The organism is Arthrobacter sp. TS-15 (assembly GCF_006964045.1).
GTDB lineage: Bacteria > Actinomycetota > Actinomycetes > Actinomycetales > Micrococcaceae > Arthrobacter.
The window spans coordinates 1-1,023 of sequence record NZ_SDXQ01000116.1 but is presented as its reverse complement, the minus strand read 5'-3'; the positions used below and the strand labels follow the sequence as shown (position 1 = coordinate 1,023).

The window sequence follows — 1,023 nt, the reverse complement described above, 5'->3', positions numbered from 1 at the left end:
CTCGGCCCTGGAGGAGGTGGGACGCAAGGGGATCCCCAATGCCGTCCTGATCCCCTCGGGGTTCGCGGAGACCGGTGAGCACGAGCTGCAGGACGAGATCGTGGCGATCGGCGAGCGCTACGGAGTCCGGCTGCTCGGCCCGAACATCTACGGCTACTACTCGACGTGGCAGGACCTGTGCGCCACGTTCTGCACGCCGTACGACGTCAAGGGCGGCGTCGCGCTCACTTCGCAGTCCGGTGGCATAGGGATGGCCATCCTGGGCTTCGCGCGAACTACGAAGACAGGTGTTTCCGCGATCGTGGGGCTCGGCAACAAGTCGGACCTGGACGAGGACGACCTGCTGACCTGGTTCGGCGAGGACCCCAACACCAAGTGCATCGCCATGCACTTGGAGGACCTCAAGGACGGACGCGCCTTCGTGGAGGCCGCGCGGGCGACCGTCCCCAAGAAGCCGGTGGTCGTCCTCAAGGCGGGCCGTACGGCGGCCGGCGCCAGGGCCGCGGGCTCGCACACGGGCGCCCTCGCGGGCGACGACGCCGTGTACGAGGACATCCTGAAGCAGGCCGGTGTCATCAGGGCGCCCGGTCTGAACGAAATGCTGGAGTACGCGCGCGGGTTGCCGGTACTGCCGACTCCTCAGGGCGACAACATCGTGATCATCACGGGCGCGGGCGGCAGTGGCGTCCTGCTGTCCGACGCGGTGACCGACAACGGCCTCTCGCTGATGGAGATCCCGCCGGACCTGGACGCGTCCTTCCGGAAGTTCATCCCGCCCTTCGGAGCGGCCGGCAACCCGGTGGACATCACGGGCGGCGAGCCGCCGTCGACGTACGAGGCGACGATCCGGCTCGGTCTCGAGGACCCTCGGATCCACTCGCTGGTCCTCGGCTACTGGCACACCATCGTGACCCCACCCATGGTCTTCGCCGAGCTCACCGCGCGCGTGGTGGCCGAATTCCGGGAGCGCGGGATCGAGAAGCCCGTCGTGGCGTCGCTCGCAGGCGACGTCGAGGTCGAGGA

General features: G+C 68.6%; 1 protein-coding gene. It reads left to right on the top strand.

Features of this window, described 5'->3' with window-relative positions; translation table 11 throughout:
- Positions 1 to 1,023, top strand: a 1,023-nt coding sequence (locus EU811_RS23145; RefSeq protein WP_202979357.1) for a hypothetical protein, incomplete at both ends; no start/stop codon positions are given.